The organism is Luteimonas yanweni (assembly GCF_039548475.1).
In the GTDB taxonomy this organism is placed as follows: Bacteria; Pseudomonadota; Gammaproteobacteria; order Xanthomonadales; family Xanthomonadaceae; genus Luteimonas.
In genome coordinates, this window is sequence record NZ_JBCLVC010000014.1 from 37,421 (window position 1) to 62,630 (window position 25,210).

Sequence of the window (25,210 nt, forward strand, 5' to 3'; positions counted from 1 at the left end):
ACAGCCGGGGCCGCCCCACGCGCGTCATGAAACGCGAACTCAGAACTCCTGCCACTCCCCCGGGGCCGCGTCGGCGACCGCGGTCGCGGTGAGGGCCTCGAGCGGCCTGCGCGCGGGCGGCCGCCTGGCGGGATCCGCGGCCTGCGGCATGCGCCGGGACAGGGAGGCCGGGGCGGGCGCGAATGCCGCGACGGCGGGGCGCTCCGGGGCGGCAGCTGCGGCTTCGCCACCCTGGATCCGGAACACCGCCACCGTCTGCACCAGCTGCCCGGCCTGCTGCTCCATGCTGCGTGCCGCGGCCGTGGCTTCCTCGACCAGCGCCGCGTTCTGCTGCGTGCTCTCGTCCATCTGGGTGATGGCGTGGTTCACCTGTTCGATCCCCGAGGACTGTTCCTGCGAAGCCGCGGAGATGTCGGCGATGATGTCGGTCACCCGCTTCACGCTGGTCACGATGTCGCCCATGGTGCGCCCGGCCTGGTCCACCAGCGCGTTGCCGTGGCGGACCTTGTCGGCGGAGTCGGTGATCAGGGTCTTGATCTCCTTCGCCGCGCCGGCCGAACGCTGCGCCAGCGAGCGCACTTCGGCCGCGACGACCGCGAAGCCGCGGCCCTGTTCGCCCGCGCGCGCCGCTTCCACCGCCGCGTTCAGCGCCAGGATGTTGGTCTGGAAGGCGATGCCGTCGATCACGCCGATGATGTCGGCGATGCGGTTGGAGGACTCGGAGATCGCGGACATGGTCTCCACGACCTTGCCCACCACCTCGCCACCCTGGGAGGCGACGTCGACCGCGCCGATCGCGAGCTGGTTGGCCTGGCGCGCGTTGTCGGCGTTCTGGCGCACGGTGGAGGTGAGCTCCTCCATCGACGACGCGGTCTCCTCGAGCGACGCGGCCTGCTGTTCGGTGCGGCGCGACAGGTCGTCGTTGCCGGCGGCGATCTCGCCGGCGGCGGAATTGATCGCGTCGCTGCCCTGCCGGATCTGGCCGACGATGGCGGAAAGCCTGTCGACGGTGGCATCGGCATTGTCACGCATCGTCGCGAACACACCCTGGAACTCGCCGTCCATGCGCGCCGTGAGGTCGCCATCGGCGAGCGCCGTCAGCACGTGCGAGACCTGCTCAAGGCTCGCCGCGTTGGCATCGAACAGTCCATTGAGCTGGCCGGCGAGCTGCAGGTAGAAGCCCTTCTTGCCGTCCATGCCGATGCGCTGCGACAGGTCGCCCATGGCGGCGGCCTGGACCACGCGGCCCAGCTCCACCTCGACGTTGACCTGCGGCGTGCGGTCGCGCCACTCGACCACGTAGCCGAGCAGCGTGCCGTCCACGTCGTCGACCCGGGCGATGCTTTCGCCGAAGTGCGCGTCGCCCATGGAGATGTCGCTGGAGTGGACGCCCTGCAGCTGCTCGAGCGCGGTGGCGAGGCGGGCCGGGTCTTCGTGGTAGTCGTCGATGCTCGTGCCGATGAAGCGCTCGATCTCGAATTCCGGCGCCATCGCGCGGATGTCGCCTTCGTACTGGCCCAAAAGCTCGGTGACCGAGGCATTGGCGTAGATGATCGTGCGGCCGGGGTCGGTGATCATCACGCTGGTCCCGGAGCTGTCGAGCGCGGTCCGGATGCGCAGGTTCTCGCTGGCGATCGCCTGGTCGCGCTCGATGCGCTCGCGCAGGTCGTGCTGCATGCGCTGCATGGCCTTGAGCATGTCGCCGATCTCGTCGCCGCGGCTGGTGTCGATGTGGCTGTCGAGCTTCCCGCCGGCGACGTCGTTGCTGATCCGGACGGCCTCGCGCGCGGCGCGGGTCAGGCCGCGCGCCACCAGCCAGGCCACCACCAGGCCGATGCCGATGCCGGCCAGCAGCAGGATCACGAGCAGCGTGTTGGACGTGGCGTAGGTGCTCCGGGCCTCTTCCGTCGACGCGGCCGCGACCCGGTTGGACTCGTCGGCCAGCGCGGCCAGCGCGGCGCTGGTGGCGTCGTGCAGGCGGCTGGTCTCGCCGATGAAGGTGTCGGTGGCGTCGTCGGGCAGCTCCAGGTCCAGCATCTCGTTGACCGAAGCGTAGGACGCCCGTGCGGCCTCCCATGCGGCGACCAGGTCGGCGAGCATGCGCTCCTCGTCCGGCGACGAGACGAAGCGGCCGTAGGCGTCGAGGTTCGTGGCCAGCTGGGCCTCGATCGCGACCGCGCGCTCGCGCGCCTCCTGCTTGGATGCTTCGCTCGCGCGGACCAGGCCGCGGTAGGACGCCGTGCGGTACTCACCCAGCAGGGCGCGCGTCTGGCCCACCAGGGTGACGGCTGGCAACACGTCCTGCGCAAGGCCCCGGGTCACGCGGTCGATCGAGCGCATGCCGCTGTACGCGCCGATGCCCTGGACGATCATGATGAACAGGACGATGCCGAAGGTCAGCATCAGCTTGGGCGCGAGTTTGAGATTCCTGAACCGGTGCATGGGTTGTTCCCTCTGGGGGGATGGCGATCGGCCCGGCCGCCCTCGGCGACCGGGCCCGGCCATCACTTGATCGTGGCGAGCTTGACGTCGTTGGGCGAGCGGACCGCGATCTCGGCGCGGCTGGCGTCGCGCTGGATCATGCCCAGCACGCAGACGTCGCGGCCCTCGAGTTCCTCGAGCGTGGGGTTGAACTTCTCGCGCTGGGCGTGGGGGATGCGGGCCGAGAATTTGTGGTGCGGGAATGCGCCGCCCATGTACAGGAAGGTCGGCTGGCCTTCGGAGTTCTCGGCGTAGCGCGTCCGCTCGACCTTGCCGCAGACCATGCCGCTCGTGCCGACGTGGCGGGTGGCCTGGTCGGGACGGATGGCGTCCTGCGCGAGGGCGTTGAATGCACAGCCGCTCGCAAGCAGTGCGGCCATGAGGCGGGTGGTCGTGGGGGTCATCTATCTGCTCCGTTGGGGCTGGGGGCGCACGCGTCGATGCGCGCGCCGTCGACCCACTAGCGGCCCCGCGGCCGGAAACTTTAGGGGCGCGCGTGCGGATCGGCCGGAGGCCGGCGCGCGTCAGCCGCCGCGCCGCGTGCGCGCATTGCGCTGGCGGTCCACCTGGAAGATGTACTGCATGACCTGCTGCTCGACGGCCCGGGGCATGTCCAGGAACCTGCAGCCCGCGCGCCAGTGCGCCACGCCGCGGATCTCGTGGCGCCTGGTGTAGGTGACCTCGAGCGACACCGGCAGCGGCTGCGCGTCGCCCAGGCGCAGCAGGCATGGCCCCAGCCGGGCGAGCGGCTGGAAGCGCGCGTGTGCGCTGTCGGGCACGGCCAGCGCGATCCCGCCGCCGCTGATGTCGAGAACCTGCATGCCGTGCGCCGCGGGATCGGGCGGCCGGCCGGCCTCGCCGACATGCACCGTGGCCGGCACGGTGGACGAAGCCTGCAGGCGATACGTTTCGCGCCGCTGCAGGCGCAGCAGCGCCTCCGGCCACTGCGTGGTGAATGCGACGTAGTCCTCGTGCATGATCCGCAGCGGCGCGGACAGGCGGAACCGGATCGGGACCAGGTCCAACTGCGCCGTGCAGACGATCCGGCTTGCCGCGGCGATCCGCAGGTTCATCGCCTCGTCCCGGTGGCCGTCGAGCACCAGGATGCCGTCGTCGGAGACCGCCAGCAGCGCGGTGGGACAGGCGTACCCGCCGGGCACGAGCCGGCCGCTGATCAGCGACCGGGCCTCAAGCAGTCCGCGCAGCACCTGCGCGATCTCCCGCGGCTCGCGCAGGGAGAACCGCGACTGTTCTTCGTCGTCAAGCAGGTGCGAGAGGTCGTCGTCGGCGCCAGGCATCGTCCAAGGCTGCCTCAGGCGGCCGCGGCCGCCACCAGGCCCATGTCCTGGCTGACCATCAGGCGTTCGATATCGAGCAGGATCAGCATGCGCTCGTCGAGGATGCCGATGCCGGTCAGGAACTGGCGGTCGATGGTGGCGCCGATCTCCGGCACCGCGCGCACCTGTTCACCGGCCAGGCGCACCACGTCGGACACGCTGTCCACGACCATGCCGATGACGCGGCCGCCGACGCTCAGCACGATCATCACCGTGAGCGCGTTGTACTCGGCACTGGCGAGTCGGAACTTCAGCCGCATGTCGACCACCGGCACGATGATCCCGCGCAGGTTGATCACGCCCTTGATGTAGTCGGGCGCGTCGGGCAGGCGGGTCACGGCGTCGTAGCTGCGGATTTCCTGCACGCGCAGGATGTCGACGCCGTACTCCTCCTCGCCCAGAGTGAAAGTGAGGAATTCGCCGGCGTCCTGCGCGGCGTTCGCGGTGGCGTTGGGCTGGGACATGGTCTGCTCTACTCTCGGGGGCATGCATCTGGATCGGCGCGGGCCGCGGATTCTTTAGCCGGGCGGCCCGGCCGCGCGCCCCGGCCTCAGGTGGTCGCGGGCTGCGGGGTGCCCCGCGCGAGGCTGCCCGCGTCGACGATCAGCGCCACGCGTCCATCGCCGAGGATGGTGGCGCCCGACACGCCGGCGACGCGGCGGTAGTTGCTTTCCAGGTTCTTGACCACGACCTGCTGCTGGCCGAGCAGTTCGTCGACCTCCAGTGCCAGGCGGCGGCCGTCGGCCTCCACCACCACCGCGATCCTGGCTGGCGCAGGGTCGTCCGCGCCACGGGTGGTGGCGGGCAGGCCGTACTGGCCGGCGAGGTCGAGGAGCGGCAGGTATTCGTCGCGCACGCGCAGCACACGTGCCTCGCCCGCGATCGTCCGCACGTCGGCGGCCCTGGGCAGCAGGGACTCCACGACCACGCCCAGGGGCACGATGAAGACCTCCCCGCCGACCGCGACCGTCATGCCGTCGACGATCGCCATGGTCAGCGGCAGGCGGATCGACACCGTGGTGCCCTCGCCGGGCCGGCTGCGGATCTCGACCTGGCCACCGAGCGCGGCGATGTTCTTCTTGACCACGTCCATGCCGACGCCGCGGCCCGACAGGTCGGTGAGCGTTTCCACGGTCGAGAACCCCGGCGCGAACACCAGGTCCCAGACCTGGGCATCGGTCGGGTGGCCCGGCGTGGCGATGCCGCGTTCGGCGGCCTTGCGCAGGATGCGGTCGCGATCGAGGCCGCGGCCATCGTCGGCGATCTCGATGACGATGGTGGCACCCTGGTGGGCGGCGCTCAGGATCACGGTGCCGGCTTCGTCCTTGCCCGCCGCGCGCCGGTCGGCCGGCGATTCGAGGCCGTGGTCGATGGCGTTGCGGACCAGGTGCACCAGCGGGTCGACGATCTTCTCGATCACGCCCTTGTCGAGCTCGGTCGCCTCGCCCTGCGTGCGCAGGTGCACTTTCTTGCCGAGCCGGGTGGCGAGGTCGCGGACCATGCGCGGAAACCGGCTGAAGGCGAATTCCACCGGCAGCATGCGCACGCCCATGACCGACTCCTGCAGGTCGCGGGTATTGCGCTCGAGCTGCTCCAGGCCCGACAGCAGCGCTTCGCTGGCGACCGGGTCGAGGTGCGCGGAGCGCTGGCGCAGCATCGCCTGTGTGATCACCAGCTCGCCGACGAGGTTGATCAGGGCATCGACCTTGGCGACGGCCACGCGGATGGAGCTTTCGGCATCGCCGCCGCGGCGGCCGGCGGCCTGGGCCCGGGCCGGGGTCGTGGCCGCGTGCTGGCCGGCGGCCGCAGGCGCGTCCGCGGTGGCGGAGGCCGGTGGCGGCGTGGATTCGATCTGCAGTTCGCACGCGTCCTCGACCCATGCGAAGGCCTCGTCGATCGCGCCGCGCGGCACGCTGCCCGGCAGGGTCAGCGTCCACGCCAGGTAGGCCTCGAAGGGGTCCATCCGGTCGAAGGGCGGCAGGCGTTCGTCGATGCACTCGACGCCGAGCTCGCCATGGCTGGCGAGTTCGCGCAGGATCCGCAGCGGATCGTTGCCGCTGAGGAACAGCGAGGGCGCCGGCGTGAAGCCGATGCGCCAGTCGCCGGTGGCGGTGGTGCCGGCGGCGTCCGGCGCGGGGCCGGCGGGAACGGCCGCGACGCCATCGCCGAGCAGGGCGTCCAGGCCCGCGCGCGCCTCGGCCAGTTCGCCTGCGTCGATCGCGCTGCCGTGCTCGCAGGCCGCCAGCAGCGCGCGCAGCACGTCCACCGATACCAGCAGCGCACCGATCGACCCGGGGTCGAGGGTCCGGCGCCCGGCACGGGCCTCGTCAAGCAGGGTTTCCAGCAGGTGGGTCAGGTCGGTGATGCTCGAAAACCCGAAGGTCGCCGCGCCACCCTTGATCGAGTGCGCCGCGCGGAAGACGACGTTGATCGTCTCCGCGTCGGCCGCGCCGCCGCCGGCCTCCAGTGACAGCAGCCCGGCCTCCATGGCATCGAGCCCTTCGCGGCTTTCTTCGAAGAACGCGGCATGGAAGCGGCTGATGTCCATGGGTCAGGCCAGGACCTTGCGCACGGTGGCGACCAGCTGCTCGGGATCGAACGGCTTGACCAGCCATCCGGTGGCGCCGGCGGCCTTGCCCTCCATCTTCTTGTCGCCGCCGGACTCGGTGGTGAGCATCAGCAGCGGCGTGAACCGGTAACCCGGCAGCTGGCGCAGCTCGCGGATCAGGGCGATGCCGTCCATCCGCGGCATGTTGACGTCGGTGATGACGGCATCGAAGCTCCGCGTGCGGGCGATGTCCAGCGCCGCCTGCCCGTCTTCGGCCTCGCTGACCTCGTAGCCGCCCGAGGTCAGGGCGAAGGCGACCATCTGTCGCATCGATGTCGAATCGTCGACGACGAGCAGGTGCTTGGCGCTCATGCCGTAACTCCAGTGTGTCCAGTCGGGTGGAAGGAAGGAATGGTCATCGGGCCGGCCCCGCGTCGGCCGGGTCCAGGCCGAGGCTGCGGTCGAGCGCGAGCTGGCGCGCGGCGCCGGCGAGCGTCGGCGACGCCCCGGTGATGGTGGTCTGGTGGCCGCGCGCGGCGCGGTCGCGGACGAATGCGTGCAGCAGCTGAAGCCCGGCGGCGTGCACGCGCTCGACGCTCCCGCCGTCCAGCCGCAGCGCCGGCGCGTCGAGGTGCGGCTGCAGCGCCGCCTGCAACTCGGCGACGTGCTCGATACCGAGGTCGGTTTGCAGCGAGAGATGGGTCATGGGCAGGGCCACGTCTATGCGGTCAGGAGGATTAACGGCGCCTCCCGCCGCGACTTGAGGGGCCGCGCTCAGCCGTAGAGGGCGTAGGCGTCGAACAGGACGGTGGGCGCCGTGCCCACGCGGGCGACACCAAGCACCGCGCACAGCGGATCGCCGGGCAGGGGCGGCTCGATGCGGTCGGGGCCCAGGGTCACCACGTCTTCCACGGCGCTCACCAGCAGTCCGACCAGTTCGTCGTCGCGCTCGACGACCACGATCCGGGCCTGCTCGCCGGCATCGACGCAGCCCGTGCGCAGCCACAGCCCGAGGTCGAAGACCGGCACGATGCGGCCGCGCAGGTTCATCACTCCCAGGACGGCCGGCGCCGTGCCGCGCATCGCCACCACCGGCGCGACGCGGACGACTTCCTGCACGCGCAGCAGTTCAAGCGCATAGCTGTCGGTGCCGACCAGCACGCGCAACCAGCGCGAGGCGACCTGGACCTGCACCCGGGGCGGGGGCGGGGCCTGGACGGGCGCCTGCAGCGCGGGCGGCGGGCGCCGTGCCGGGGCCGGCGCGGGAGCGGGCGGCGCGACCGGCGCCGGTGCGGGGACGGGCGCCGGTACGGGTACCGCTACAGGCGCCGCGCATGCGGGGAGGGCGGGGTCGGCCCCCGGGTCCAGCAGCTCGTCGAGGTAATCGATCACGTCGTTGGCGGCTTCCGGGCTCACGCGGCCTTCCTCTGCCGGGCCTTGCCCTGGGCCAGCAGCCACTCGAGCGCGCGTGCGTAGGCCTCCGCGCCGCGTCCGGTGCAGCCCGCTTCGCTGGCAAGGGCGTGGGCATCGCGCAGGCGGGTGTCCATCGGCACCGCGTCTGGCCAGGCCTGGTCGGGGTACTGGGCGTGGAGCTGTTCCAGACTCTGCACGCCCGACCGCGTGCGCCGGTCGAACAGGGTGGGCAGCACGTGCTGTGGCAGCGGCCTGCGCCGCGAGCGCTCCACCATCGTCGCCGTGCGCAGCATGTCCGCCAGGCCGTGCAGCGCCAGCGGATCGGTCTGGGTGGGCACGACCAGGCGGTCCGCGGCGGCCAGGGCGTTGACCATCAGCAGGCCGAGGGTCGGCGGGCAATCCAGCAGCACGTGGTCGTACGAGGCGTGGCCGGCGTGCAGGGCCCGGCCAAGCGCCAGGCCCAGGCCCGGCTGGCTGGAGCCGCGGCGCTCCAGCGTGGCCAGCGCCGGCTGCGCGGCGACCAGCTGCAGGCCCGGCACGTCGGTGCGACGCGCCAGCGCGGCCAGGCTGGCGCCCGAGCCGACGAAAAGGTCGTGGGTGCCCGTCGGCGGCGGATCGCCCTGCACCGCGAAAGCGCGGGTCAGGGACGCGTGGGGATCGAGGTCGACGACCAGCACGCGGCCGCCGTCGGCGGCCAGCCCACGCGCCAGGCACAGCGTGGTGGTGGTCTTGCCGACGCCGCCCTTCTGGTTCGCGATCGCCCATACCTGCATGTCAGCCCACCTCCGGGTCGGGCGCGGCCGGGGCGGGGTCGAGGATCGCGTCCACGCGCTGCGGCGCGGCCAGGATCACCAGCAACACCCGGCGATTGGCGTTCCGCCCTTCGACGGTGGCGTTGTCGGCCACCGGCTGGTGCTCGCCGTAACCCACCACCGCCAGGCGGTCGGGTGCGATGCCTTCGGCCGCGAGCACGTGGACCACGCCGGCGGCGCGCGCGGCCGACAGCTCCCAGTTGGACGGGAAGGCCGCGGTGCGGATCGGGACGTCGTCGGTATAGCCTTCCACGCGCACCGCGTTCGGTTCGTCGCGCAGCACCGCGCCGAGCTTGCGCGCGGTCGCGGTGGCGACCGGGCTGGGCACGGCGACGCCGCTGGCAAACAGGATGTCGCTCTGGATCTCGACCTCCAGGAACGTGTTGCCGCGGCGCACGGTCACCAGTTTCTGGCGCACCAGTTCGGCCAGCGCGTCCTGGATCCGGCGGCCCAGGCTGCTGAGCTGGGACTCGCCGCCCATCCGCGCGTTCGCCGCCGCCCTGGCCAGCTCCGCCTGCTCCCGTGCGGCCTGCTCCCGCTGGCCGCCGGACAGCGCATCCACCGGCCGCTGCACGCGCACGATGTCGACCGGCGTGGCGGCCGCGGGGCCGGAGCTCGCGCCGGGCGCGATCAGCGAGGGACGGTCGAAGGAGGACCCGCGCAGCTGCGTCGTGCCCAGCTGGAGCGGGGTGATCGAACGCGGCGTGCCGCCGAAGGCCGACGACAGCGCATCCGATACCGCGCGGTACTTGCCCTCGTTGATCGACGAGATCGCGTACATCACCACGAAGAAGGCGAGCAGGAGGGTCATGAGGTCGCCGTAGGGCACGGCCCAGGCCTCGTGGTTCTGGTGGTCTTCCTGCTGGTGGCGGCGTGGCATGGCGTCAGTGCACGTAGCCGCTGAGGCGGGCCTCGATGTTGCGCGGATTCTCGCCCTGGGCGATCGCGATCAGGCCCTCCACGATCATCTCGCGCTCGAGCGTGCGCGCGTTCACCAGGGTCTTGAGCTTGTTGCCGATCGGCAGCAGCGCGAGGTTGGCCGCGCCGATCCCGTAGATGGTGGCGGTGAACGCGGCGGCGATGCCGTGGCCGAGCTTGCTCGGGTCGGCAAGGTTCTTCATGACCGCCATCAGCCCCAGCACCGCGCCGATGATGCCGAGCGTGGGTGCATAGATGCCCATGCCTTCGAACACCTTGGCGGCGGCCAGGTCGCGCGCGCTCTGTCCGTGCAGCTCGATCTCGAGCATCTGCCGGATCGACTCCGGCTCGACGCCGTCGACCACCATCTGCAGGCCCTTGCCCAGGAAGGGATCGGACTGCTCGGCCACCTGCGCCTCGAGGCCGAGCAGGCCCTGCTTGCGCGCGGTGGTGGACCAGTCGACGATCTGCGCGATCATCGCGGCATGGTCGTGCGCCGGTGGCTTGAAGACCCACGCGGTCATTTTCATCGCGCGGATGAACGTCGGCATCGACGTCTGCAGCAGGATCGCGGCGAACGTGCCCACGATCACGATCAGGAACGCGGCCGGCGACCACAGGCCGGCGAGGCCTGCGCCCTTGAGCACGCTGCCGCCGATCAAGGCGACGATCGCGAGCACGGCACCGATCACACTGAGTCTGTCCATTGCCTGTTTAACGGTCCGTGCCACGGTTACTTGAACGATGCGCCGGCATGCGCAGGCCGGTGCCAGGCAGCGCGTCGACATCCAGGATGAGCGCCATCCGGCCGTCGCCGATCAGGCTCGCGCCGGCATAGCCGGGCAGGCCGCGCAGGGTGCGGGGGAGCGCCTTGATCACCACTTCCTCGCGCCCGAGCACCCGGTCCACGGCCAGGCAGTAGCGCTGCTCGCCGGACTGCAGCACCACGCAGGTCGACTCCGGCGAGGATGACGCCGGCATCCCGAGCCAGTCGCGCAGGCCCAGCAGCGGCACCGGCTGCTGGCGCAGGTCGAGCACGTGCTGGCCATCGATCCAGAGCGCCTTGCGCGGATCGTGCGGCAGCACCTCCACCACGCGCACCAGCGGCAGCGCATAGACATCGCCCGCCACCTCGACCAGCAGCGTCGGCAGGATCGCGAGCGTCAGCGGGACGCGGATCGCGAACCGCGAGCCGGCGCCCGGCTCGGAGTGGATCTGCACGGTGCCCGAGAGCTCGCGGATGCGTGACTGCACCACGTCCATGCCCACGCCGCGTCCGGACAGGTCGCTGACCTCGTCGCGGGTGGAGAACCCGGGCAGGAACAGCAGCTGCAGGCATTCGTCGCTGGACAGGCGCGCGGCGACGTCCTCGTCGACGAGGCGCTTCTCCACGGCGATGCGGCGGATCCTGTCGGGATCGATGCCGGCGCCGTCGTCGCGCACGTCGATGGCGACGTGGTCGCCCTCCTGCTGCGCGCTGAGGCGGACCCGGCCCTGCTCGGGCTTGCCGGCGCTCCGCCGCGCCGCGGGCGACTCGATCCCGTGGTCGATGGCGTTGCGCACCAGGTGCACCAGCGGATCGGCGAGCGCCTCCACCAGGTTGCGGTCGAGCTCGGTGTCGGCGCCGGAAACCTCCAGCTGCACCTGTTTGCGCAGCTGACGGGCGACGTCGCGGGCGAGCTTCGGGAAGCGCGCGAACACGCGGCCCACCGGCTGCATGCGCGCGGTCATCACCGCGCCCTGGAGGCGCGAAGTGGCGACGTCCAGCGATGCCACCGCGCGGTCGAGGTCATCGTCGCGCAGCCTCGGCCGGATCGTCTTCAGGCGGTTGCGCGCGAGCACGAGCTCGCCCACCAGGTTGACCATGGCATCGAGGCGGCGCACGTCCACGCGCACGGTGACGTCGATGGCGTCCTGGGACGGCGCGACGGGGGCCAGCGCGGTGGGTCGTGGCGGCGGCGCCGTGACGCCCGCCGGTGGCGCGGGTGCCTGCGCCGGCACCTGGCCGGGAGCGCCGCCGGCGCCGTGCAGGCTGTCCAGCAGGGCTTCGAAGTCGAGGTCGTCGATGGCGTCGCCGGCGGCGGCGGGTGCCGTCGCCGCGGGCTGCGGCGCGGGCCCTTGCGGCGACGCGGGTCCGCCATCGCCGGTGGCGCGCAGCGTGGCCAGCAGGGTGTCCGGGGCGGGATCGGGCTCCGCGCCGCCCGAGATGCAGTCGAGCATGTCCACCAGCAGGTCGATGCCCATCTGGACGCCGTCGAACGCCGTCGCATCCAGCGGCGCACTGCCGTCGCGCGCCGCGTTGAGGCGGTCCTCGACGGCATGGCACACCGACACCAGGGTGGCGAAGCCGAGGAAGCCGGCACCGCCCTTGATGGTGTGGAAGCCGCGGAACACGGCGTTCAAGCACTCGCGATCGGCGGGGCAGCGCTCCAGCGTGGCCATCTGGGCGCCCAGCTGGTCGAGGATCTCGCCGACCTCGACCAGGAAGTCGTTGCGGATGTCGGAAGCGGCGGACGCCATGTGGGCTACAGGCCCAGCGACGTCAGCAGGCGGTTGGCGTCGTCCTGGCTCGTGGCGGGTGCGTCGAGGCCCTGGACCGACGGTCCCTGGCCATGGTTCGAGAGCTGCAGCGGGCGGTCGCCCCCGGGCGCATGCTCACCCATGCCTTCGTGGACCGCGCGCACCAGGTCGACCACGCGGCGGATGATCTGCCCGGTGAGGTCCTGGTAGCCCTGGGCCGCCGTCATTTCCGACAGGCGGGTGCGGATCGCGGCCACGGTGCCGGCCAGGGCGTCGGCGTCGCCGCCCGGGAGCCGGCCGAGCAGGGTGCCGCATTCCTGGATCAGGTCGAGGGTGTGGTGGCTGGCTTCTTCGCTGACCTTGACCACGTGCTCCAGGCGCAGGCAGGCCTCGGGCAGCGAGCCGCCGCCGGCACCGGTCCCCAGCGCGAGCTCCAGTTCCCGGGCAAGCCGGACCAGCCCCTGTACCAGGGGCCGGGTGCGCCACTGGATGAGCTCGTCGACGTTGCTGCGCCAGGCGTCGTCGTCCTCGTCCTCGAGCGCGGCCAGCGCCGCGTTGAGGCAGCCGACCAGCACGCTGCGTTCGTCGGGCGCGGTGGCGTACGGGCACGCGTCGGCGGGCGCCGCGTTCATGCCGTGGTTTCCAGGCGCTCGAACACCTTGCCAAGCTTGTCGCCCAGGGTGGCGGCGGTGAACGGCTTGATCACGTAGCCGTTCACGCCGGCCTGCGCGGCCTCGATGATCTGCTCGCGCTTGGCCTCGGCGGTGACCATCAGCACCGGCGTCCTCGCCAGCGTGGCATCCGCGCGGATCGCACGCAGCAGGTCGATGCCGGGCATGCCGGGCATGTTCCAGTCGGTGATCACCAGGTCGAACGGCCCCTTGCGCAGCTCGACCAGCGCCGTGGTGCCGTCGTCGGCTTCCACGGTGTTGAAGAAGCCCAGGTCGTTGAGCAGGTTCTTGACGATGCGGCGCATGGTCGAGAAATCGTCGACGATCAGGATTCGGATGTTCTTGTCCATGCGGACCTCGTGGTTTGCGTGTGTGGAAGCGCGCCGTGCGCGCTCAGGGCAGGTAGTCGTCGGCGTCGTCGCCGTCGTCATCCTCGCGACGCCAGTCCGACAGGCGTGCGCGCAGCCGCACCGCGGCCTGGCCGTGGATCTGGCAGACGCGGGATTCGCTCACGCCAAGCACGGCGCCGATCTCGCGCAGGTTGAGCTCCTGTTCGTAGTACAGCGACACCACCAGGCGCTCGCGCTCGGGCAGGCCGTCGATGGCGCGCGCCAGTGCGTCGCGGAACGCGCCCTGCTCGAAGGTGCGCGCGGGGGTGGCGGTGCCGGGACTGGCCAGGCGGGGTTCGCCGTCGTGCTCGTCCATGTGCGCGTCCAGGCTCACCAGCTGTCCGCGCGCGGCGTTCTCGACCATGGCGTGGTACTCGTCCAGCGGCACGTCCATCTCGGCCGCCACCTGCTGCGCGGTGGCGGACTGTCCGGTGCGCTGCTCGACGCCGCGGGTCGCGGCGACGATGTCGCGATAGCGCCGGTGCACCGAACGCGGGACCCAATCGCCGCGGCGGATCTCGTCGATCATCGAGCCCCGGATCCGGATCGAGGCATAGGTCTCGAACGCCGCGCCCTGGTCGGACTGGAAATTGCGCGATGCGTCAATGAGCCCCAGCATCCCGGCCTGGATCAGGTCGTCGATCTCGACGCTCGCCGGCAGGCGCGCGGCCAGGTGGTGGGCGATGCGCCGCACGAGCTCGCCGTGCTTCTCCACCACATCCGCGGCCGACCCGTGCTGGTTGGCGCGGTAGCGCGCGGTGGCGACGGCATTCATGCCGTGGTTCCCCGCGCGACGGCGTCGACGGCCGGGGCGACCAGGCGTTCGAGGAAGAACTCCACGTGGCCGCGCGCGCCGGGGGGTGACTGCCACTGGCGGGAACGGCGGGTGATGTCCCGGAAGGCGACGGCGGACGGCGCCGACGGAAACGCGTTGACCACCGCTTGCTGGCGCTGGACGGCCCGGCGCAGCCACTCGTCGCGGGGGATCGCGCCGAGGTAGTTGAGGGTGACGTCGAGGAAGCGCTCGCTGACGCGCTGCAGCTTGTCGAACAGCTGCGCGCCCTCGCCGGGGCCCTGCACCTGGTTGGCAAGCACCTGCACGCGGCTCACCCCGCGCTCGCGGCTGAGGACCTTGATCAGCGCATAGGCGTCGGTGACCGAGGCCGGCTCGTCGCAGACGACGACGATGACGTCCTGCGCCGCCTGGCAGAAGGTGAGCACGCCATCGGCGATGCCGGCGGCGTTGTCCACCACCATCACGTCCAGCGCGAGGTCGAGCTGCGAGAACGCGTGCACCAGTCCGACGTGCTGCCGCGGCTCCAGCTCGGTCATGTGGCGCTTGCCGGACGCGGCGGGGACCACCATCAGCCCGTTGCCGACGTCGATCACCGTGTCGCGCAGTTCGCAGCGGTCGGCGAACACGTCCGCCAGCGTGAAGCGCGGCGACAGGCCCAGCATCACGTCGATGTTGGCCAGGCCCAGGTCGGTGTCCAGCAGCAGGGTGCGCTGGCCGGAGTTGGCCAGGGCCGAGGCGAGGTTGATCGAGACCGAGGTCTTGCCCACGCCCCCCTTGCCGCTGGCGACCGCGATCACCCGCACGGGCCCGCCGGCGTGCGGCCGGTCGGCGGTGGAAACGGAAGGAGTGGGGTCAGGCGATTGCATGGCGGTCCTCGGTGGCGAGGGGGTTATCGGCAGCACGGCGGGATTTCTCCAGTGACTGGACGAGGAGGCCGGCGTCGGCGGCGTCGATGTCCGCCGCCACCTGCTGGCCATGGGTGGTGTAGGCGAGCCCCAGGCCGTGGCGGACCAGGACCGAGAGCGCCGAGCCGGGACGGCTGGCTTCGTCGAGCTTGGTCAGGACCACGCCTTCCGGCGCGGCCGGGCGATAGCGGCGTATGACCTCGCCGAGGTCGTGCGGATGCGCGTTTGCCGGCAGCACCAGCAGGCTGCGCACCCTGCGCGCCGCCCTGAGCCACAGGATCTGGCTGAACAGCGCGCGGTCGCGCGGCGCGTGGCCGGTGGTGTCGACCAGCACCAGCGGGTAGTCCGCCAGCTGTTCGAGCGCGGCATGCAGCCCTTCGGGGCCCGCGGCTTCGCACACGGTGATGCCGAGGCGGCGACCGTGCGCCTGCAGCTGTTCGCGGGCGCCCGCCCGCTCGCAGTCGGTGGTCACCAGGGCGACGTCGCGCGCGCGGTGGCGGGCGGCGAACCGGGCCGCGAGCTTGGCCGCCGTAGTGGTCTTGCCCGCGCCGGTGGGGCCCACCAGCGCGATGACGCCACCGTCGTCCAGCGGCTCGCCGCGGACGATCGTGACCATGCGCGCCAGTTCGGCCAGCATCGGCGCCTGTACTTCATCCGCCGCCAGCCGGGGGTCGATGCGGGCGGCGACGGCCTGGGCCAGGGATTCCTCGCAGCCGCAGCCGACCAGCGCATCCAGCACCGCGGCGCGTGCCGGCGAGCCGCGCAGGCGCTCCAGCGACAGCTGCTCCATCTGCGCCTCCATCATGTGCCGCATGCGCGCCATCTCGTCGCGCATCGCCGCGATCGCGGGATCGGCCTCGGGCGTGGCGACCGGACCCAGGGCACGGAGGGGTGCCGCGGAAGCTGCCATGGGCGCGGTGGGCGCGGTGGGCGCCGTGGCGGGTGCGGGCGTGGCGCTGGCCCGGACAAGGATGGCGGGGGGGTCGGGAACGAAGTCCGCCGCATCCCCGGCGGCGGCCGCGGGGGTGTTTCGCGCGGCCAGCGGAGGCGCGTCGAGCGCGGCCATCATCGCGTCGAAGCGGCTGCTGGCCGCCTCGGCCGGGGCGGCCGGCGCCGCAGGTGACGCAGTTGCCGCAGTTGCCGCAGTAGCCGCAGTTGCCGCGGGCGGCGGGGTCGCGACCAGCTCGGCCAGCGTCGGCCCGTCGCCGATCCTGAAGACCGCGCGTGCGCGCGCCATCAGGGTTTCCCGCTGCGCCGGCGTCGCGTCGTCGCCGGCCACCGCTGCCTGGGCTGCGGACGCGTCGGCAACGTCGCGTGCGTGTACGTGCAGGGCCGGCACCACCACCGGCGCAGGCTGCGTCGGGGGTGCGGGATCCTCGATCGTCGGCGCCGCGGCGCGCAGGGCCTGCGCCACCAGCGCCTCGTCGTAGTCGGTCGCGGCGACCACCTCGATGCCGGGGCCGTCGGCGCTGGCGCGGGTGGACAGGATGACCGCGTCGGGACCCTGTTCGTCGCGGATCATGCGCAACGCGGTGCGCATGTCGGGGGCGGTGAAGCGCTTGATTCGCATGTCGTGAGCCCGGTTCGGAATACGTTGGGAAGTGGCCTGCCACAGTCCCTGCAAGAGCCGGGCCTGCGCCCGGGCCTGCCGCCGTCAACAGTCCGTCAGCCGACCGCGCCCACCAGGCGCAGGCGCTTGTCTTCCGGCACTTCGCCGTAGGCGAGCACGGAGAGCGAAGGCACGCTGTGGCGGACCAGCCGCGCCACCGATGCGCGCACGCCGCCGGGAACCAGCAGCACCGCGGGCTCGCCGTTGCTTTCCTGGCGGGTGACGCAGTCGCCCAGGTTCTGGTGCAGGCGTTCGGCCAGGCCCGGTTCCAGCGCGGCGCCATGGCCGCTGACCGAATCCTGCAGTACGCGCTCGAGCGCCGGGGCCAGCGTGTACACCGGCAGCTCGGGCGCCATGCCGTTGAGCTCCTGCACGATGAAGCGGCCCAGCGCTACGCGAACCGCCGCCGTGAGCGCTGCGGGATCCTGCGTGTGCGCGCCATGTTCCAGCAGGGTCTCGACGATCTGCCGCATTTGCCGCACCGGCACCCGGTCGGCGAGCAGCGACTGCAGCACCTTGACCACCACCGACAGCGGAAGCAGCTTGGGCACCAGGTCCTCGACCAGCTTGGGCACGCTGCGCCCGAGCGTGGCCAGCAGGTGCTGGACCTCGTCGTGGCCCAGGAGTTCGGACGCGCTTTCGCGCACGATGTGCGACAGATGGGTGGCCGCGACCGTGGCGGCGTCGACCACGGTGTAGCCGAGCGACTCGGCGTGTGCACGCTGTGCGGGGACGATCCATACCGCGTCCAGGCCGAACGCCGGGTCCTTCCCCGGGATGCCGTCCAGCGGTCCGAACACGCGGCCGGGATCCAGCGCCAGCTCGCGGTCGGGCACCAGTTCGCCGGTGGCGACCGGAACGCCGTGCACCAGCAGGCGGTACTGGCCGGGCGCGAGTTCGAGGTTGTCGCGCACGTGCACGGCCGGGATGAGGAAGCCCAGGTCCTGGGTGAGCTTGCGGCGCACCCCCTTCAGCCGTGCGAGCAGCTGCCCGCCCTGCGCCTGGTCGACGAGCGCGATCAGGCGGTAGCCCACCTCCAGCGCGAGGGGGTCGACCGGACGGATCTCGTCCCAGCTGAGTTCGGCCATGGGCGATGCCGCCGCCTCGGCCCCGGGACGGCCCGCGTCCGCCGCGGCATCATCGGCCGCCGTGCCACCGCGCAGCTTCCACGCCGCCCAGCCGAGGATCGCCGCCAGCGCCAGGAAGGGCAGGTTGGGCATGCCGGGGATGATGCCGATCAGGCCCATGAGCAGGGCGGCCACGGTCAGCGCGCGCTGGTGGCCGAAGACCTGCTTCGATACCGTTTCGCCCATTTCCTGCTCGCCGGTGGAGCGGGTGACGAGCATCGCGGTGGCCACCGCGATCAGCAGCGCCGGCAGCTGCGCCACCAGGCCGTCGCCGATCGCGAGCGTCGTGTAGGTCTGCGCCGCGTCGGCGAAGGCCATGCCGTGGGACAGCATGCCGATCAGGACGCCGCCGACCAGGTTGATCACCAGGATCAGGATCCCGGCGATGGCGTCGCCGCGGACGAACTTGCTGGCGCCATCCATCGAACCGTAGAAGTCGGCTTCCTCGCGCACTTCCTGGCGCCGGGCCTTCGCATCCTCGCGGGTCAGGAGGCCGGCGTTGAGGTCGGCGTCGATCGCCATCTGCTTGCCGGGCAGGGCGTCGAGGATGAAGCGCGCCGACACCTCGGAAATCCGGCCCGCGCCCTTGGTGACGACGATGAAGTTGACGATGGTCAGGATCGCGAACACCACGATGCCGACGGCGTAGCTGCCGCCGATCACGAACCGGCCGAAGGATTCGATGACGTGGCCCGCGGCCGCCTCGCCCTGATGGCCGTGCAGCAGCACCACGCGGGTGGACGCGACGTTCAACGCCAGGCGCAGCAGCGTGACCATCAGCAGCACGCTGGGGAAGATCGAGAACTCGAGCGGCCGGCGGACGTAGACCACCGCCAGCATCACCACCAGCGACAGCGCGATGTTGATGGTGAACAGCGCATCCAGGACGATCGGCGCCAGCGGCACGATCACCATCGCCAGCATGGCGAACACGATCACCGGCGCCGCGGCGCCGCTGCGCAGGCTGGTCAGGATCCCGGCGCCGCGACCGGGGCGTGCGCTCATCGCGCCGGGCTTCCGTCGCCCTCGACCGGGTCGGGTGCGCCATCGGCGCCGACATCGACTTCGGCCAGGGACGGCATGGGCGCGCGCCCGGGCACCCAGGCCCGGAGCTGGTACACGTAGGACAGCACTTGCGCGACGGCGGCGTAGAGTTTCACCGGGATTTCCTGGTCGACCTGCGCCTGTCTATACAAGGCGCGTGCCAGCGGCGGTGCCTCGACGATCGCCACCCGGTGCTTCTCGGCCAGTGCGCGGATCGCCAGCGCCATCTCGTCGACGCCCTTCGCGACCACGGTGGGCGCGTGCATGCCGGGCTGGTATTTCATCGCCACGGCGTAGTGGGTCGGGTTCATGACCACGACGTCCGCGCCCGGCACCGCATCCATCATCCGGCGCTGCGACATCTGCCGTGCCACCTGGCGCACGCGCGCCTTCACTTCCGGATTGCCCTCGGCTTCCTTGGCCTCGTCTCGCACCTCCTGCTTGGTCATCTTCAGCTTGCTGCGGTGCTGGTAGTGCTGCCAGGGCACGTCCATGGCCGCCAGCAGGCCCAGCGCGCCGACCATCGCAAGCAGCGCGGTCAGGGCAAGGTCCACGCCGCCGGCGACCGACGCTTCCAGCGACGCCTGTGGCATCGTGAGCAGGGTGGAGAACGCGCGCCACACGACCCAGCCGCCGATGCCGCCGATCAGCGCCACGCGCAGCAGCGAGCGCAGCAGTTCGGCCAGGCTCTCGCTGCCGTACAGGCGTGCCAGGCCCTTCATCGGGTCCAGCCGCTTGAAGTCGGGTTGCAGGGCCTTGCTGGCGAAGCGGATCCCGCCCATCGCCATCGGCGCCAGCGCACAGGCCGCCAGGGCCGCCAGGACCAGGGGCAGCAGCGGCAGCATCAGCCCCGCCAGCAGCGCGCCGGCATGTGGCAGCAGGCGGTCCGGGGCACCGAGCAGCGCGGGGTCGATGGTGAGTGCGTCGCGCAGCCAGTTCCGCGACGCGGCGCCCACGCTGCCGCTGGTCGCCTTCAGCGCCAGCACCGCGCAGCCGAGCACGGCGACGTTGGCGAGCTCGCGCGAGCGCGGTACCTGGCCACGCTCGCGGGCTTCGCGCAGCCGTTTTTCGCTGGGTTGCTCGGTGCGGTCCTCCTTCTGGCTCTCCTCGCCCATGGCCGCGTCAGCCGGTGAGCGCGCGCGCGGTGGCGAACGCGTCTTCGAACAGCTGCCGCACCGGCGACTCGAGCTCGCGCATGAGCAGCATCAGCAGCGCGAGGCCCACCAGCAGCGAGACCGGCAGGCCGATCGCCATCGGGTTGAGCTGCGCCGCCGCGCGCGCGAGCACGCCGAACGCGATGTTGACCGCCAGCAGCGCCATCATCACCGGCAGCGCGAGCAGCGCGCCGGCGCGGAGGCAGGCGCCGAAGAAGGCCGGGACCGCCGCCAGCAGGGCCTGGATGTCGGGCAGCGCCGCACCGATCGGCAGGCCGTCGTAGCTGTCGGCAAGCAGGCCGACCAGTGCGAGATGGCCGTCGATGGTGAAGAACAGCAGCGCGAACGCAAGGTAGAACCATTGCGACAGCACCGGCGACGACGCGCCGCTGAGCGGATCGGCCATCGTCGCGAACGACAGGCCCATGCCCTGGCTGACCAGCTCGCCGGCCAGCTGCCCGGCCTCGAAGGCCATCCGCAGCATCAGGCCGATGGCGACGCCCACGGTGAACTCGCGCAGCACGCCGAGCGCGGTGGCCGCGTCCACGCCCATCGGCGGCGGCGCGGGCAGCACGGTCGACAGCGCCGCCGACAGCGCCAGGGTCATGATCAGCCGCGCCCGCGCCGGGATGCCCCGGCCGCCGATCACCGGCAGCACCTGCAGCGCCGCGCCGATGCGCAGCGCGTACCAGAGCACCGTGGCCAGCATGCCGAACAGGTCGACGCCGGCCATGGTCGCGAGCGAGACGGTCTCCACCCGCGGCTCAGCCGATCAGGTGCGGGATGCGGTGGAACAGGTCGGTGGTGAATCCCACCATGCGCCCGAGCAGGAAGTGCCCGGTGGTGGCAAGCACCACGACCAGGCTGGCCGCCTTGAACACGAACGCGATCGTCGGCTCGTTGATCTGGGTCGCGGCCTGGAGCACGCCGACGGCCACGCCGACCACCAGCACCGCGACCAGCGGCGGGCCGCCCAGGGTCAATGCCATCTGCAGGCCGCGGGAAATTTCGCCGAGTGCGACTTCAGGCGTCATCGTGGCGGCCTCAGACCGGATTGAAGCTGGCGGCCAGCGAGCCGACGATGAGCACCCAGCCGTCGACCAGCACGAACAGCAGGATCTTGAACGGCGCCGAGACCAGCATCGGCGACAGCATCATCATGCCCATCGACATCAGCACGCTCGCCACCACCAGGTCGATGATCACGAACGGGATGTAGACCAGGAACGCGATCTCGAACGCGGTCTTCAGTTCGCTGGTGAGGAACGAGGCGGCCAGCACGCCGAACGGGACGTCCTGCGGCGTGGCGTACGGACCGGTCTGCGAGAGGCCGGCGAAGGTCATCAGGTCGGTCTCGCGCACCTGCGCCAGCATGAAGCCCCGGAACGGCTCCGAGGCCGCGGCCCAGGCGGAGCGGAAGTCCAGCGAATCGTCGAGGTAGGGCGCGATGCCATTGGCCCAGGCCTGGTCAAAGACCGGCATCATCACCATCGCGGTGAGGAACAGCGCCAGCGCCAGCAGCACCTGGTTGCCCGGCGTCTGGCCGGTGCCGAGCGCCTGCCGGAGCAGGCCCAGCACGATGATGATGCGGGTGAAGGCGGTCAGCCCGAGCAGTGCCGCGGGCAGCAGCGTGATGCCGGTCATCAGCGCCAGTACCTGCAGCGGCATGCTCACCGGCTGGCCGCCGATCGTGCCGACGTCGACCGCGGGCAGGGGATGCCCCGGATCGGCGGCGGCCGTGGCCGCCGGCGTCGGCGTCGCGGCCTGGGCGAACGCCGCGGACGGCAACAGCGCCGGGGCCAGGGCCAGGCACGCGCAAAGGATCCAGCCGGCCGCGCGGCCGCCGGTGACGGCGCGCATGACGTTGTGCAGCAGGCTCATGGCGTCTTCTTTCCGAAATGCTGTGCGAGGACCTGCGCGAAGGCCGGCGCCGGCTTGGCGGCGAGGGTGGGCAGGGGCTGGTCGAGGGTGTGCAGGGTGCGCGTGCCGCCGGCGCCGACGCCGAGCAGCAGCTGCGTCGCCCCTATTTCCACCACGACCAGGCGGTCGCGCGGGCCGAGCGACAGGGAGCCGACGATGCGCAGCGCCGGATTCGCGCCGCGCCCACCGAGGCCGGGCATGCGCCTGGCCAGCCACGAGAGCAGCAGGATCAGGCCCACGACCAGCACCAGCGCGAACACCGCGCCGCCAAGGTTGCCGGGAGAGGCCGGCGAATGCTGCGGCTGCACCGGCGCGCTGGCGGTGGTGATGGTGGCGGGCACGGGGACGGGGGCGGCGACCGCCCCGGCCATGCCGGCGTCGGCCCGGTCCGCCTGCGCCGCCGCCGCGGCGACGGACGCCGGCGACAGCTGCGCGGCCACGGGCAGCAGGAGCGCGTTCATCGCAGCCTCTTGATCCGCTCGGCGGGGCTGACGACGTCGGTCAGGCGCACGCCGAAGCGGTCGTTGACCACCACCACCTCGCCCTGCGCGATCAGCGTGCCGTTGACGTAGACATCGAGCGGTTCGCCCGCGCCGCGCTCCAGCTCCACCACCGAACCCTGGTTGAGCTGCAGCAGGTTGCGGATCGGGATGCGGGTGCGCCCGACCTCCAGCGAGAGCGATACGGCGACGTCCAGGATCACGTCGAGGTTGAGGTCGGCGCTGGCGCCGGCCGCGGCCTCGGCGGTGAGCGGATCGAAGGCGGCGAGGGGCGCGGCGGCATCGGGGTTGGTCATGGCGTCTTCGTCAGGGAGTCGAGGGTGGGGAGGGTCCGCGCGGCGTGCACCTGCGTGACCTTGATGGCGTTGCGGCCGTTGTGGATGCCGAATTCGCCGCTGAACAACGGCATCTGCTCGACCTGGAGCTGCACGTTGTGTGCCAGCTCGATCGGGATCACGTCGCCCACGCGCAGCCGCGACAGTTCGCGCAGGCTGATCTGCCGGTTGGCGATCGCCGAGCTGAGCTCGACCTCGGCATCCTGCAGCTGCGTGCGCATGGCACGCGACCAGCCTTCGTCCTTCTCGATGCGGTCGCTCTGCACGCCGGCGTCGAGCTGCTCGCGGATCGGTTCCAGCATCGCGTACGGGATGGCCACGTGCAGCTCGCCCCCGCCGCCCTCCAGCTCGATGTTGAAGCGGCTGACCACGATGTATTCGCGCGGGCTGATGATGTTGGCGAAGTGCGGATTGACCTCGGAATTCAGGTACTCGAATTCCACCGGCATCACCGGCGCCCAGGCGTCGACCAGGTCGGCGAAGGTCTGCTTCAGCAGCAGCTGGATCACCCGCATTTCGGTGGGCGTGAACTCGCGGCCCTCGATCCGGGTGTGGTAGCGGCCGTTGCCGCCGAAGAAGTTGTCGACCACGGTGAACACGAGCCGCGGCTCGAAGGTGACGATGGCCGTGCCACGCAGCGGCTTCATCTTCACCAGGTTGAGGTTGGTCGGTACCTGCAGCGAATGCATGTATTCGCCGAAGCGGACCAGGTCGATGCCGCGCACCGACAGGTCGGCCGAGCGGCGCATCAGGTTGAACAGGCCGATGCGCAGCGTGCGCGCGAAGCGCTCGTTGATCATCTCCAGCGTCGGCAGCTTGCCGCGGACGATGCGGTCCTGGCTGGCGAAGTCGTAGCTGCGCGCCTCGCCCGGCGCCGGCGGCGGCTCGGTCTCGACCACGCCGCTGTCGACGCCGTGCAGCAGCGCGTCGATCTCGTCCTGGGACAGGAGGTCGGCGCCCATCACTGGGTGACCAGGCTGGTGAAGATCACCGCTTCGACCTCGTCCGGCGCGCCTTCGGACCGGAGCAGGTCGCGGACCTCTTCGCGGGCGGCGTGCTGGAGGCGCTCCTTGCCCGTGCGCCGCGCCAGCCGGCTCGCCTGCTGCTGGCCGAAAAGCAGCAACAGGCGGTTGCGGATCGAGGGCAGGTGCGCGCCCAGCGCGTCCAGCGTGGCCTGGTCCCGGGCCACCAGCTGCACGTCGGCCTGGAGGTACCGGGTGGCGTCGGTGTCGGCGAGGTTGACCACGAACGAGGGCTCAAGCGCGACGTACTGCGCGGGCAGCCGGGCGGCCGGCGAAGCCTCCATGTCGGCGGCGGTGGCCTGGCCGGCCTGCCACCACCACCAGGCGCCGCCGCCGAAGGCGAGCGCGACGCCCAGGGCAAGGGCCACGAGGCGGGGCGTGCGGCGGCGCCCGGGCTTGGCGGGAGCAAGGGGCTGGACTGCGGGGGCGGGGGCTGGCACGAACGTCACTCCGGCGATGGATGCCGGACCGATGCAAGGGGCGTGCCGTGGCTGCGACGGCGTTTTGACATCCGGCCGCGCGTGGCGGCGCCGGTGGATTGACGCGCGCGCGCGGCGGTCAGGCGTAGGCGTCGAGGAGCCCGTGGGACCGTCGCGGCAGGGCGGCGGTGGCTGCCGGCGCCGCCGGCGCGGTCCCGGCTTCGTCATGCCCGGGGGCGGCGGCGCGGGTGCGTGGCTGCTGCCCCGGATCCCGCTGGCCGACATCGGCCTGTCCGAGATGGAAGCCGTGCTGGCCGAGCAGCTCGCGCAGGCGCGGCAGGCTCGCCTCGATGGCCTGGCGCACGTCGGCGTGGGCGCTGTGGAATTCGGTGTGCACCTGGTCGCCTTCCATCCGTACGCGGACATCGATGGGGCCGACGTGCTCGGGATTGAGGCGGATCTCGGCGTGGCCGAGCTGCTGTCCGGCGACCCACGCGATTCGGCTGCCGAATCCGTCGTCGAAGCCGGTTTGCGGGTCGGCGGGCATGGGCAGGGGCGGCAGGGGAACGACCTGCACGCGCTGGGCCACCGGCTGCGTCGTCGTTCCGGACGTGGCGATGCCCAGTGGGTCCGCGATGGTGCCGGCGAGATCCTGGACGATCTCGGGCGCGGTCACCGTGGACGTCGCTGGCGATCCAGGCGCCACGGCTGTCATGGCAAGCGCGGCCGCCGTGCCCGCGGGCGGCGCGCGCGATGACTGCGGCGCGCCATGGGCGACTGCCTGGCTGCTTGCGGGCAGGGCTTCGGCCGTGTCCGTCGTGGGCAGGCCTGCGGCGAATGCGGGGGCGGGCGCGGCCGCTGCGCCCGGCTCCGCGCTGCCCGTGGCGGATGCCGACGCCAGCGTCGCGATCGCGGCCGTGGGACCGGCGCCCGGCGCAACCATGGGAGCTCCGGACCCGGACGGACGGGCGGGCGTCGCGGCCGGCTCGCCAGCCGGGCCTGCGGCGGGCGCTGGCCCGGCGCGCCATGGCCCGTGCATCAGCAGGAGCAGGTCGGCGGGTGCAGGCGTCATTGTGGACGTCGCCATATCCGGCGCGTCCGGCGTGTCCGGCGGCGCGGTTGCGGATGGCGGCGACCGCGCGGGTGCCTCGAGGAATTCCGCGAACGGCCGCTCGCCGGGTCCGGCGTCGATCGCGTCGCCGGCGATCCGCCGCGTCCCCGCGCGAGCATCCGCCGCGGCCGCAGCGTGGCCGTCGATCCCGTGGCCAGGGCCTGCGTCGCGGCCGCTGC

27 protein-coding genes are annotated in these 25,210 nt (G+C 72.0%); all 27 read right to left on the reverse strand.

Annotation, left to right across the window (positions count from 1 at the left end):
* Positions 1-39: 39 nt before the first annotated feature.
* Positions 40-2,442, reverse strand: coding sequence for a methyl-accepting chemotaxis protein (locus tag WCE39_RS10295; protein WP_343276598.1), 2,403 nt, complete (start codon positions 2,440-2,442; stop codon positions 40-42).
* A gap of 62 nt (positions 2,443-2,504) precedes the next feature.
* Positions 2,505-2,885, reverse strand: coding sequence for a hypothetical protein (locus WCE39_RS10300; RefSeq protein ID WP_343276599.1), 381 nt, complete (start codon positions 2,883-2,885; stop codon positions 2,505-2,507).
* A 120-nt stretch (positions 2,886-3,005) separates the two neighbouring features.
* A complete protein-coding gene (locus WCE39_RS10305) occupies positions 3,006-3,779 on the reverse strand; it encodes a flagellar brake protein (protein ID WP_343276600.1) in 774 nt (257 codons plus the stop codon).
* Between the two features lie 14 nt (positions 3,780-3,793).
* A complete protein-coding gene (locus WCE39_RS10310; protein ID WP_343276601.1) occupies positions 3,794-4,282 on the reverse strand; it encodes a chemotaxis protein CheW in 489 nt (162 codons plus the stop codon).
* Positions 4,283-4,368: 86 nt separating this feature from the next.
* On the reverse strand, positions 4,369-6,366 hold the full coding sequence (locus WCE39_RS10315) for a chemotaxis protein CheA (protein ID WP_343276602.1): 1,998 nt from the start codon (positions 6,364-6,366) through the stop codon (positions 4,369-4,371).
* A gap of 3 nt (positions 6,367-6,369) precedes the next feature.
* Entirely contained in the window at positions 6,370-6,738 is a 369-nt protein-coding gene (locus WCE39_RS10320) for a response regulator (protein WP_343276603.1), read from the reverse strand.
* Between the two features lie 43 nt (positions 6,739-6,781).
* Entirely contained in the window at positions 6,782-7,072 is a 291-nt protein-coding gene (locus WCE39_RS10325) for an STAS domain-containing protein (protein ID WP_343276604.1), read from the reverse strand.
* A 68-nt stretch (positions 7,073-7,140) separates the two neighbouring features.
* Positions 7,141-7,782, reverse strand: coding sequence for a chemotaxis protein CheW (locus tag WCE39_RS10330; RefSeq protein WP_343276605.1), 642 nt, complete (start codon positions 7,780-7,782; stop codon positions 7,141-7,143).
* Positions 7,779-8,552 carry a ParA family protein gene (locus tag WCE39_RS10335; RefSeq protein WP_343276606.1) on the reverse strand — a complete coding sequence of 258 codons (774 nt, stop codon included), beginning with the start codon at positions 8,550-8,552 and terminating at the stop codon, positions 7,779-7,781. The genes WCE39_RS10330 and WCE39_RS10335 overlap by 4 nt, the downstream gene beginning before the upstream one ends.
* A 1-nt stretch (position 8,553) precedes the next feature.
* The gene (gene motD / locus WCE39_RS10340) at positions 8,554-9,471 is read right to left on the reverse strand and encodes a flagellar motor protein MotD (protein ID WP_343276607.1); all 918 of its coding nucleotides are present in this window, start codon (positions 9,469-9,471) and stop codon (positions 8,554-8,556) included.
* Positions 9,472-9,475: 4 nt separating this feature from the next.
* A complete protein-coding gene (locus WCE39_RS10345; RefSeq protein ID WP_343276608.1) occupies positions 9,476-10,216 on the reverse strand; it encodes a flagellar motor protein in 741 nt (246 codons plus the stop codon).
* A 7-nt stretch (positions 10,217-10,223) separates the two neighbouring features.
* Complete coding sequence (locus tag WCE39_RS10350; RefSeq protein ID WP_343276609.1) at positions 10,224-12,029, reverse strand: chemotaxis protein CheA; 1,806 nt, start codon at positions 12,027-12,029, stop codon at positions 10,224-10,226.
* Positions 12,030-12,034: 5 nt separating this feature from the next.
* On the reverse strand, positions 12,035-12,661 hold the full coding sequence (locus WCE39_RS10355) for a protein phosphatase CheZ (protein WP_343276610.1): 627 nt from the start codon (positions 12,659-12,661) through the stop codon (positions 12,035-12,037).
* Positions 12,658-13,050 (reverse strand): chemotaxis response regulator CheY, encoded by a 393-nt coding sequence (gene cheY, locus WCE39_RS10360; protein WP_343276611.1) that lies wholly within the window; start codon positions 13,048-13,050, stop codon positions 12,658-12,660. The genes WCE39_RS10355 and cheY overlap by 4 nt, the downstream gene beginning before the upstream one ends.
* Before the next feature lie 43 nt (positions 13,051-13,093).
* Positions 13,094-13,864, reverse strand: a complete 771-nt coding sequence (locus WCE39_RS10365) for an RNA polymerase sigma factor FliA (RefSeq protein WP_343276612.1) — start codon at positions 13,862-13,864, stop codon at positions 13,094-13,096.
* The gene (locus WCE39_RS10370; protein ID WP_343276613.1) at positions 13,861-14,751 is read right to left on the reverse strand and encodes a MinD/ParA family protein; all 891 of its coding nucleotides are present in this window, start codon (positions 14,749-14,751) and stop codon (positions 13,861-13,863) included. Before WCE39_RS10370 ends, WCE39_RS10365 begins: the two co-directional genes overlap by 4 nt.
* Positions 14,738-16,360: a flagellar biosynthesis protein FlhF gene (gene flhF, locus WCE39_RS10375; protein WP_343276614.1), complete on the reverse strand. Its 1,623-nt coding sequence runs from the start codon at positions 16,358-16,360 to the stop codon at positions 14,738-14,740. Before flhF ends, WCE39_RS10370 begins: the two co-directional genes overlap by 14 nt.
* 95 nt (positions 16,361-16,455) lie before the next feature.
* Complete coding sequence (gene flhA / locus WCE39_RS10380) at positions 16,456-18,531, reverse strand: flagellar biosynthesis protein FlhA (RefSeq protein WP_343276615.1); 2,076 nt, start codon at positions 18,529-18,531, stop codon at positions 16,456-16,458.
* On the reverse strand, positions 18,528-19,685 hold the full coding sequence (flhB, locus tag WCE39_RS10385; protein WP_343276616.1) for a flagellar biosynthesis protein FlhB: 1,158 nt from the start codon (positions 19,683-19,685) through the stop codon (positions 18,528-18,530). The genes flhA and flhB overlap by 4 nt, the downstream gene beginning before the upstream one ends.
* Positions 19,686-19,692: 7 nt before the next feature.
* Positions 19,693-20,481, reverse strand: a complete 789-nt coding sequence (fliR, locus tag WCE39_RS10390) for a flagellar biosynthetic protein FliR (RefSeq protein ID WP_452299581.1) — start codon at positions 20,479-20,481, stop codon at positions 19,693-19,695.
* 7 nt (positions 20,482-20,488) lie between these two features.
* Positions 20,489-20,758 carry a flagellar biosynthetic protein FliQ gene (locus WCE39_RS10395; RefSeq protein WP_343276617.1) on the reverse strand — a complete coding sequence of 90 codons (270 nt, stop codon included), beginning with the start codon at positions 20,756-20,758 and terminating at the stop codon, positions 20,489-20,491.
* A gap of 10 nt (positions 20,759-20,768) precedes the next feature.
* A complete protein-coding gene (fliP, locus tag WCE39_RS10400) occupies positions 20,769-21,584 on the reverse strand; it encodes a flagellar type III secretion system pore protein FliP (RefSeq protein ID WP_343276970.1) in 816 nt (271 codons plus the stop codon).
* Positions 21,585-21,601: 17 nt separating this feature from the next.
* Positions 21,602-22,015 (reverse strand): flagellar biosynthetic protein FliO, encoded by a 414-nt coding sequence (fliO, locus tag WCE39_RS10405; protein ID WP_452299592.1) that lies wholly within the window; start codon positions 22,013-22,015, stop codon positions 21,602-21,604.
* 86 nt (positions 22,016-22,101) lie between these two features.
* Positions 22,102-22,440, reverse strand: coding sequence for a flagellar motor switch protein FliN (fliN, locus tag WCE39_RS10410; RefSeq protein ID WP_343276619.1), 339 nt, complete (start codon positions 22,438-22,440; stop codon positions 22,102-22,104).
* A complete protein-coding gene (fliM, locus tag WCE39_RS10415) occupies positions 22,437-23,444 on the reverse strand; it encodes a flagellar motor switch protein FliM (protein ID WP_343276620.1) in 1,008 nt (335 codons plus the stop codon). The genes fliN and fliM overlap by 4 nt, the downstream gene beginning before the upstream one ends.
* The gene (locus tag WCE39_RS10420; RefSeq protein WP_343276621.1) at positions 23,441-23,869 is read right to left on the reverse strand and encodes a flagellar basal body-associated FliL family protein; all 429 of its coding nucleotides are present in this window, start codon (positions 23,867-23,869) and stop codon (positions 23,441-23,443) included. The genes fliM and WCE39_RS10420 overlap by 4 nt, the downstream gene beginning before the upstream one ends.
* Before the next feature lie 190 nt (positions 23,870-24,059).
* A complete protein-coding gene (locus WCE39_RS10425; RefSeq protein WP_343276622.1) occupies positions 24,060-24,863 on the reverse strand; it encodes a flagellar hook-length control protein FliK in 804 nt (267 codons plus the stop codon).
* Positions 24,864-25,210: the final 347 nt, after the last annotated feature.